The 9,040-nt window shown below is 59.5% G+C and carries 7 protein-coding genes and 1 pseudogene; 5 read left to right on the forward strand and 3 right to left on the reverse strand.

What is annotated here, in order from left to right; translation table 11 throughout:
• Positions 1–619: pseudogene (locus GPA21_RS17155) on the forward strand (peptidase S8 and S53, subtilisin, kexin, sedolisin); the annotation flags it as partial.
• 58 nt (positions 620–677) lie between these two features.
• Positions 678–1,112, forward strand: a complete 435-nt coding sequence (locus tag GPA21_RS17160; protein WP_168989332.1) for a hypothetical protein — start codon at positions 678–680, stop codon at positions 1,110–1,112.
• Positions 1,113–1,461: 349 nt separating this feature from the next.
• Here the strand turns inward: GPA21_RS17160 and GPA21_RS17165 are convergent, their stop codons facing one another.
• Complete coding sequence (locus GPA21_RS17165; protein ID WP_168989333.1) at positions 1,462–5,379, reverse strand: EAL domain-containing protein; 3,918 nt, start codon at positions 5,377–5,379, stop codon at positions 1,462–1,464.
• Between the two features lie 133 nt (positions 5,380–5,512).
• On the opposite strand from GPA21_RS17165, the gene GPA21_RS17170 reads away from it, so the two are divergent.
• On the forward strand, positions 5,513–6,052 hold the full coding sequence (locus GPA21_RS17170; RefSeq protein ID WP_339379799.1) for a FapA family protein: 540 nt from the start codon (positions 5,513–5,515) through the stop codon (positions 6,050–6,052).
• Positions 6,053–6,153: 101 nt separating this feature from the next.
• On the opposite strand, the gene GPA21_RS17175 is transcribed toward GPA21_RS17170, so the two are convergent.
• A complete protein-coding gene (locus GPA21_RS17175; RefSeq protein WP_168989335.1) occupies positions 6,154–6,303 on the reverse strand; it encodes a DUF3096 domain-containing protein in 150 nt (49 codons plus the stop codon).
• 15 nt (positions 6,304–6,318) lie between these two features.
• Entirely contained in the window at positions 6,319–7,758 is a 1,440-nt protein-coding gene (locus GPA21_RS17180; RefSeq protein ID WP_168989336.1) for a DUF294 nucleotidyltransferase-like domain-containing protein, read from the reverse strand.
• 161 nt (positions 7,759–7,919) lie between these two features.
• On the opposite strand from GPA21_RS17180, the gene tadA reads away from it, so the two are divergent.
• Both tadA and GPA21_RS17190 read left to right on the forward strand, forming a co-directional pair.
• Positions 7,920–8,387: a tRNA adenosine(34) deaminase TadA gene (gene tadA / locus GPA21_RS17185; protein WP_168989337.1), complete on the forward strand. Its 468-nt coding sequence runs from the start codon at positions 7,920–7,922 to the stop codon at positions 8,385–8,387.
• A 5-nt stretch (positions 8,388–8,392) separates the two neighbouring features.
• Positions 8,393–8,872, forward strand: a complete 480-nt coding sequence (locus GPA21_RS17190) for a L,D-transpeptidase (protein WP_168989338.1) — start codon at positions 8,393–8,395, stop codon at positions 8,870–8,872.
• Positions 8,873–9,040: the final 168 nt, after the last annotated feature.

Genomic DNA, 9,040 nt, shown 5'->3' on the forward strand with positions numbered 1-9,040 from the left:
CTCATCAACCCACGACAAGGTCGAAGTGGGCTGGGGGAAGGTGCCGGAGGATTTGATGGAGATCATCACATGTCCGACAGGCGTGGCGAGAGTGGTCTATCAGGGTGAGCTGAAGCCGGGGAAATACCTGCGTGCGACGCTCCCGCTTCCTGTTGGTGGCCTGCAAGGAAATGTCCGCTTGAAGGCAACTTTCTGCTATGCCTCGCCGACGGACCCGCAGGATGCCGTTGCATATACGAGGGCGGGCTTGGAGATCGTGTTTCGGCCCAGCGACAAGAAGGTAAAGGAAGGCAAGGCCAACGCCGAAACAAAGGGATTCTTCGATATGAAGAAGTACGCCACGGAGGAGGAGCGCCGTTCCGACATGGGCAAGTGGGAGACGGTTCTGCACGGCAATAAGTCCATGCGGGGCAGTAGTCTCGACAACCCTGTATTCGACATCCACTACAACGCACGCGAAGCTGGTGGGCCAACGACGAGTGCCGAGAAGATCCGCTACGCCTTGATCATCACCGTTGAGGCACCCAAGCACGCAGACCTTTACAACGACATCTTGCGCGCTTTCGCGAAGACACTTGTCCCCATTCAGCCGAAGGTCACGCTGCCGGTACGTGTGTAGTGATCATCAAGGGGAAGGGCGCCACCTCTACGACCGAACTTGAAGACGGAGAACGATTATGTCCAGCAACCAGGAGTGCCCGTTTGAGGAAGGCGATCGTGTTGATCACAGGATCTTCGGGTTCGGTACGGTCGATGGTGTGCCGGTTGCTGTTGTTGGTCCCGATATGCGGAGTCCAGGTGGTATCCGTGATGCTGGTTGGCGCATCCCGGTGCGTTGGGATGACGCCGCGCGGACTGCGGGGGCGGTCATGCACAGCGCCCTGCGCAAAATTGAATCGCCTGACTCTCGTCCGTTCGGCTACTGGGACAGGCAGTGGCAACCTTTGCTAAAAACATGGCTAGCTGCTCGGCGAGAGGTTGAGGCAGCCTTGACTGGATTCCGTCCTGCTCCAGAGTTTGCTGACATTGCTAGGGTTCTGGACGCAGAGCGAAAGGCGTTTGAAGCGATGCAGCGATTCTGGGAGCACGAGAGAGCAGGGGAGCACCCGTAGCCACTGTGGGATTGCCCCTCAGCTGTCAACGGTGTCGCTGACGCTGCATTCCCAGTCCTGTATCCTTCGGATTGATTGATGATGGTGTTGCCAGAGTCGCCGCCCCGCAAATCGCTCCATCTCCCGCGCCAGCAAAAGATGCGCGCTTCTTACGGTAAAAGTGACGGTAACGCCCTATGTTGATCACAGCCAATCCCTTTAACCACGCGGGTTTAGGCGGCTTGTTGATGATCGAGTGGGAGTGATTCGGCTCCTTCGGTCTGGTTGCAGATCTTCGTCGGCAAGCGTCTGTTCTCTTTCGTCATGGCGAATGAGAACAGACGTTGAGAACACTGTTGTCAAATTGGAATCATTGCCTCGCCTTTAACCAATCGGCCAAAGCCGTCGCATCCATCGGGCGGGCGAAGTGATAGCCCTGGACTTCGTCGCAGTTGAAGACGCGCAGATAGCGCGCGATATCCTCGCTCTCTACGCCTTCGGCGAGGACCTTTAGCTTGAGGGTCCGTGCCATGCTGACGATTGCACGTACGATTGCGGCATCATCGGGGTCTGAGGCTATATCCCGTACGAAGGATTGGTCGATCTTGAGCTTGTCGACCGCGAAGCGTTTCAGATAGGCAAGGCTCGAGTAGCCGGTGCCGAAGTCGTCGATCGAAAGCCGGACGCCAAGTGATTTCAGCCTCCTCAGCGTATCAAGAATGCCGACGCTGTTGTCGAGCAGCAAGGACTCCGTCAGTTCGAGTTCGAGTCGGGTGGGGTCGATTCCGGAATCCGAAAGTGCCTTTGCGACGCTGTCTTCCAGACTGCCACGTCGAAACTGTATCGCGGATAGATTTACGGCCACGCTAAGTTCCGGCAGGCCTTCGCGCACCCATTGCTGAGCCTGACGACATGCCTGGGCGAGAACCCAGTCGCCGATTGGTATGATGAGGCCGCTTTCCTCGGCGGCCGGGATGAAACGTTGGGGAGGCACGAGTTCACGACCTTCCCGGTTCCACCGCAGCAGCGCCTCAACGCCAATGACCCGATTGCTCGCCAGCTCGATCTGTGGCTGGTAGTGAATCGTGAACTCGTCGTTGTCCAGTGCGCGATGTAACGCAGTGCGGATCTGCAGGCGTTCGATCGCATCGACGTTCATCTGCTCGGTGTAGAAGCGTGCGGTATTGCGTCCGGCATCCTTTGCCTGATACATGGCTGTATCGGCCTTTTTCAGGAGTGTGTCGAAATCTTCGCCATCGTCGGGCCACACGGCGATACCGATTGATAGTGTGTTTGTCAGCGCCTGCCCCTCAAGCTCGAACGGGCGTGCCAAGGTTTCGAGAATGTTGCTGGCACAGTGGTTGATCGCTTCACTGTCGCGCACGTCGGTGAGTGCGATGAGAAACTCATCCCCACCCAGTCGGCTGATCGTATCTGTTTCGCGTACGCAGTGGCGCAGCCTCTCAGCAACCAGCTTGAGCAGACTGTCGCCGACGGGATGGCCGAGCGTGTCATTGATCGTCTTGAAATGGTCGAGGTCGATGAACAGCAGCGCAATCTTCGCATCCGAACGGTCGGCCCAGGCGGTTGCCAGGGCGAAGCGGTCGCGGAACAGCACGCGGTTCGGCAGTCCGGTCAGCGCATCATGGTGCGCCAAGTATTCGATGCGAGCCTCGGCCTCTTTCCTTTCGGTAATGTCGTTCACAAATGTCAGGATGTGGCGCTCGCCGCCGATTTCGACATAGCTCGCAAACAAGGAAATGTGACGCGCGTTGCCTGCCCGGTCTCGCCCAACTGCCTCGTAGTCGAGCACCGAACCGTCGCGTTCCAGCTGAGACAGCCAGCGCTCCCGACATGCGCCGTCAGGCCACATGCCGAGTTCCAGCACGGTCTTTCCGATTAGATCCTCGCGTTGCCAACCAAACCGGGTTGCATAGCGATTGTTCGCCTCGATGATCCTGCCTTCTTTCACAGACGTGATTGAAGCGGCGAAGGGTGCCGACATGAAAGCGACCGCAAAGCGCTCTTCGCTCGCCCGAAGCTCCTGTTCCATGAGCCACATTTCGGTGACGTCCTGAATCGCTCCAGACATTATCAGCGGTCGACCATCGGCATTGTGTTGCAGGTGTCCCATTGCTCGGGCGACTCGGGCCGAGCCGTCACCGCGGACGAAACGAAACTCAGTCCGGAATTCCCGGCCGGATTGAACCGCCTGCGTCAGCTCGCGTGCGACGCGTCGTCGGTCTTCGGGGGAGATACGCTTGACCAAGGTCTTGTAGCCAGGCGTCTCCTTGTCGTGCTTGCAACCCAGGATGCGGCTGGTCTCGATACCCCAGTTGAGCGTCCCGTCTGGTAGTTGCCACTCCCAGTAGCCGACGTGGGCCAGCGCAGCCGCTTCGGACAGCTGCTGCTGGCTCTGACGGATCAAAGTAATGTCATGGAAGATCTCGAACTTGCTGATTGATCCGTCCGGGTTGCGGAAAGGCATGTCGAAAAGGTCGAAAGTCCGTCCCATGGGTGAGGTCCATTCCCAATGGACTGACTTTCCCTCCCACACTGCGGGATTCTTGCACCAATCGCAGGGTTGCTCGAGACCGTGAAAGTACTCGTAGCACTTGCGATTGCCCGTTGGTCCGAACTCTCGCTCAAGCGCAGGGTTGAGATACTCAATATCGTGCTTTGCATTGACGATGTAGATGCCGTCGGGCATCGCGTCGAGGATGTTCTGCAACTGGGTGCGCTCGCGTGCGAGCGCGGCGACCTCCGCCTGTGCGGTCTTCACGCTGCTGATATTGGTATAGGTGAGGACGACGCCGTCACGGACGCCTTGTTCGCCGCGAAAGGGTAGCATCCGCTCCAGGTACCAGAGCCCGGATTCGGTTTCGATTTCGTGTTCGATCCGCTCTCCCGTGGTCGCAACGTGTTGCAAGTCGACCAGGAAGCGACGTGCGTCCCCGAGCCGGTAGGTAATCTCGGAGATCGGCCGGCCGAGGTCCTGGCTGCGCAATGCAAGAAAGTCGTGCAGGGTAGCGCTAAAACGCCTGATGCACAGATTCGCATCCAGAAAAACGGTACCAACCTCGGCGCTGGTTAGCAGGTGGTCGTAGTCCCGATTGAGGTTGGTAAGCGCCTCGTTCCTTCTCTCCAGCTCCGCGTTGAGGGTGTAGAGATCTTCATTGACCGACTTCAGCTCCTCGTTTGCACTTTGAAGCTCTTCGTTCGAGGCGGTGAGTTCCTCATTGACGAGGTCGATGCGCTCATGGCTGCTGCGCAATTCGAGCACGGCCTCGTGGAGCTGTTCGCGTGTTGAGTTCAGTTCGGTAGCGAGATCCTCAGGGGTGGTCGGACGTGCGTCGCCGGACTCGTCTAAGTGCAAGAGGGTGCGCTTGTGATGCGGCACCGAACCGGGGCCGCGTGGAAGTGAGTCGCCCTGACAACGATAGAGTTTGCAGGAGCGGTCGACCGTACTAAAGGCGTGGTCTTCGAGTTCGCCGACCGTTTCGCTCAGACCAAGCAACAACAAGCCTTGAGGGCTCAGGGCAAAGTGCAGCTGTGCCAGCGCCTTCCGCTGTGCCTCGGGTTTGAGATAAATGAGCAGGTTGCGACAGAGCGCGAGGTCAATGCGGGTGAAGGGAGGGTCGGTCAGAATGTTGTGCCGTGCGAAGACGATATGGCGGCGCAGGCTGCTGTCCGGGTGCCAGCCTTCGTCCTCGCGCTGGAAAAAGCGCCTGAGCAATGCTTCGGGCACTTCTTGCACAAGAGCGTCCGGGAAAGCCCGCTCCGACGCAGCCGCCAGCCCCGGGCCGCCAATGTCGGTGGCAAACACCTTGATGTTTCCATGGAAACCAAGCCTGCCCGCTACGTCGAGTGCGAGAGCGGCCAGGGAATAGGCTTCCTCGCCGGTCGAACAGCCTGCCGACCAGAGTCGGAGTTCGTCGGACGGGTCCCGTCCGCGAAGAAGATCCGGTAGAACCTCGTTGGCGAGCAGTTCGAAAACTGGCTTGTCGCGGAAAAAACCGGTGGTATTGATGAGCAGATCCTGCAGGAGCGCTTCGCACTCGCTTCGATCTGCCTCGATTCGTTCGAGATAGGACACCAGCGCATCACAACCGGTCAGTTCCATGCGTCGCCGAACGCGGCGAGAAAGAGTCGTCTCCTTGTACGCGGAGAAATCGACGCCGCCGCACTTGCGAAGGATGCCGGTCAGTGCGCTGAGCCCCGCAAGCGGGATTGCATCATCAGAGGTGTCCGGACGGTCGCCCGAAGCAAAAGTGTCGATCTCGTCCATCGCACGATTATGATCACAGGGCTTGGTGCATACAAGCTTTAGTCTTTTCCAACATGGTATGAGTCTGAACGTCGGGGCGTAAGGCTTGAATGCTGGTCCGATATGGCCTGATACTGACGCAGGCGGTGTGCAGGTGACTGGGAGAGACCATGGAGAGCGATCAGGTCCTTGCTTCGGGCGATTGCTGGCAAGTTTGTCTATTACCGGAAAGGTGCTGGGTTCGCCCAATCGAATCGTCACACGCTTCGAAATCGGTGCGGGCCCCGAGATGCACAAACGGATTGTCGAACTGGGGAAAGCACGGGATGGCAAGGAAACCCGGTTGCTCGAGATCAGCAAACTCCTCGCTTTTGCGCAGAGTCAGCCGGGGCGGCTTCCGCCGGAGACAGTGGAACGCGCGCGCAATACGGCAGCGACCCTGTCGGCTGAGATCGAGGCATTGCGCGATGAGGCCACGGCGATCGGGAGCAAGATCGAGTTGGCCAAGACATCCCGCGTCGTCGCGGAGCAGGCGATCTACGAAGGGGTCAGCGTGCAGTGCGGGAGTTTTCGCTACCGCGTCGTGGGCGAGCACGGCGGCTGTGCGATCGCGCCGGCTGAGAATGGACTGGCGCTGTGTGCACTGTCGGAAATCGATCTTGACGATTCATCCGTGCCTGACGGACTGTCCTAACCCGGCATTTCTTGATAGCCAGCGCATGAAGCGCCGACTCCTGCACCCCGTTTGTGATTTGCCGCCACGCTTCACGCCGGCTGACTACAACAGGGTGTGGCCTACCTGATGTTGATGGTTCCTACGCCCAGCAGTCCGGCTACGCCGACGATGATCAGATAAATCGCGACAATGTAATTCAACAGGCGGGGAATCAGCAGAATCAGAATGCCGGCGAGGAGTGCGAGGAGAGGGCCAAGAGAGATAGTCATGGGCTTAGCGGCGCATTAGCGCAAAAGGTTGAGGCTGAAGTGGTGCTGGATGAATTGCTGGAAGCGGGCAACACCCTCGAGTGCGCTGTGCAAGCGGGCGCTTTCCATGCGGTTCAATTCATCGAGACGGATGTAGTTCGAGGTTGTGCGGCCTTCAGTCACGGCTTCGACGTGACCGCGCAGGCGCAGATGGACGAGAAACTCGAAGCTGGCGTCAAGGTCTTCGGCCATCTCGCTCTTGAGCACCCCGCCGGCATGAAGGGAGTCGATCCGGTCCAGCGTGCCGCCATCAAGCTTGCCAGCCTCAAGAGACAGGGCCTTGATCCCGTCGGTGATCGCGAAGATGCCGGCCTTCTTGATGTCGATCTCGCCCCGATGCGCCGGATCGGATGAGCTCTTGATCTTGCCGAACCAGCCCAGCGGTGGCTTGAAACCCATCATGTTCTGCGCCATGCGCATGATGAAACCGCGATCCTTAGCGAGATGAGTGAAGATGTGCGATTTGAGTGCTTCGACCAGAGCAGCGTCGCCGTAGATCAATCGCAGATCGACGAACATGCTGCCCATCATGATGTTGTCCGGGGTCGGAGTGTCGAACCAGCGGCTGATCTCGCCTTTCCATTTGCCCAGGCTGCGGCGCCATTCGGGATTCTTGGCCATGATGCCGCCGGGACAGGGGGGGACACCGATCTCGATCAGCGCGTTGATGAGCGCCTGGGAGAATGCTTCGACTTGTGCGACCTCGTCGGCGCCCAGCGTATCGGCATAGACGATCGCGTTGTCCTGATCGGTCGAAAGCGTCTGCTCACTGCGACCCTCGCTACCCATGACGACAAAGGCAAAGCCCTCGGGCAGGTCGGCGAAGCGCTCGCGGCGCAACAGCGCGATGAGGCGCAACAGGATCTGGTCGTTCAGATTGGCAATGAGCCGGACCATGTCGCGCGTCTGCAGATTGGTGCCCGAGAGGTGAACCACGAGAGCCTCGATGCGCTTGTGCAGTACGGCGAGATCGTCGAGCGTTTCTGCCTTCTCGATGTCGAGAACGAGTTGATGAGGCGAATGAGCCTGCAGCTTGAGGATGTCGGTGTCGGTGATGATGCCCACCAGCGCGCCTTGGCGATCTACCACTCCGAGCCGGTGAATGCCTGCGCGCGACATGCGATACAGGGCTTCGTAAAGAAAGTCGTCTTCACGGATGACAGCCAACGGCGCATTCATGATGTCGCGTACTGCGAGGGTGTTGGGGTCGAGCCCTAGGGCGACGACCTTGTTGCGCAGGTCGCGGTCGGTGAAGATGCCAAGTGGTTTGTCGCCTGCGGTAACCACGATGCTCGAGATGTTGCGCTCGCGCATGATGGCGACAACGTCGACGAGCTTGTCGTCGGCGCCGCAGGTGACGACGCCGCGGCGGCAAAAATCCGTTACCGGACGAAAAAACTGGTTTTCCTCAGCCACTGGATATCTCTCGCAATTTGTCGCGATGATAGCAAAGAACGGTTCATTGCTGCGTTGCAGCACAATCGTCTGACGCCTTCGCACCGTGGGCTGAGCCCTTCGGAATCCGCCTGTGCTCGGGTAGACTGAAACGTCCGCACAAGTCGGCACTCTAGACCAAGATGACACGCGAAGAAAACTTCATGCAGGCTGCACTCGAGCAGGCCCGTCTGGCCGGTAGCCTCGACGAGGTGCCGGTGGGCGCGGTCGTGGTGTTGGGTGACGAGATCGTCGGTCGGGGCTTCAATCAACCCATCCGCGGCCATGATCCGACTTCTCACGCCGAGATCATGGCCTTGCGCGATGCCGCCAAGCGGCTCGGTAACTATCGTCTGCCGGGTTGCGAGTTGTACGTAACGCTCGAGCCCTGTGTCATGTGCTCGGGGGCAATCATGCATGCTCGAATCGCCCGTGTGGTATTCGGCGCCCGAGACCCCAAGACCGGTGCCGCCGGCAGTGTTGTCGACCTTTTTGTCGAACGCCGCCTCAATCATCATGCGGAGATCGTCGGGGGGGTGCTCGCCGACGAATGCGGTCAGATGCTTTCCGCCTTCTTCGCTGCCCGCCGCGGACGCACGGCGATCGCATGAGCCTGATGCAGATCGAGATCGACATCGGTACGCAGCGCCTGACCTTGCTGGATCAGAATGGTGTGTTGTCGGCAGAGTATCCCGTCTCTACCGCGCTCAACGGGCCCGGCGAGATCGAGGGCAGTGGCTGCACGCCACGGGGGCGGCACGTCGTGCGTGCGCGCATTGGTGCGGGTGCGCCCTCCGGAGCGGTGTTTCGTGGCAGACGACCGACGGGGGAGGTGTGGACACCGGAGTTGGCGGCACGCTTTCCCGAGCGCGACTGGATCCTCAGCCGCATCCTGTGGCTCAGCGGTTGCGAGTCCGGCCGCAACCGGCTCGGTGCGGTTGATACCATGCGGCGCTACATCTACATTCACGGGACGCCGGACGATCAGCCTATGGGCGTGCCGCTGTCGCACGGCTGTATCCGGATGCGAAACCGCGATGTGATCGAGCTGTTCGAGCGTGTGCCGGTGGGCACGGTTGTTGACATCACGGGGTGACGGTCATGGACGAGCCGAGAATATGCATTGCGGACTGGCATGAGGCCCGTGACAAGGTAATGCCGGTGCGCGAGACCGTATTCGTGCAAGAGCAGGGAGTGCCGCCAGAAATCGAGCTCGACGAAGCCGACCCGACCTGTCGGCATGCGATGGCGATCACTCGGGACG

Source organism: Azoarcus taiwanensis (genome assembly GCF_012910885.1).
Lineage (GTDB): Bacteria > Pseudomonadota > Gammaproteobacteria > Burkholderiales > Rhodocyclaceae > Azoarcus_F > Azoarcus_F taiwanensis.

Coding starts and splice junctions, on each gene's coding strand:
- GPA21_RS17160 (WP_168989332.1), top strand. CDS start 678: ATGTCCAGCAACCAGGAGTGCCCGTTTGAGGAAGGCGATCGTGTTGAT.
- GPA21_RS17165 (WP_168989333.1), bottom strand. CDS start 5,379: ATGGACGAGATCGACACTTTTGCTTCGGGCGACCGTCCGGACACCTCT.
- GPA21_RS17175 (WP_168989335.1), bottom strand. CDS start 6,303: ATGACTATCTCTCTTGGCCCTCTCCTCGCACTCCTCGCCGGCATTCTG.
- tadA (WP_168989337.1), top strand. CDS start 7,920: ATGACACGCGAAGAAAACTTCATGCAGGCTGCACTCGAGCAGGCCCGT.
- GPA21_RS17190 (WP_168989338.1), top strand. CDS start 8,393: ATGCAGATCGAGATCGACATCGGTACGCAGCGCCTGACCTTGCTGGAT.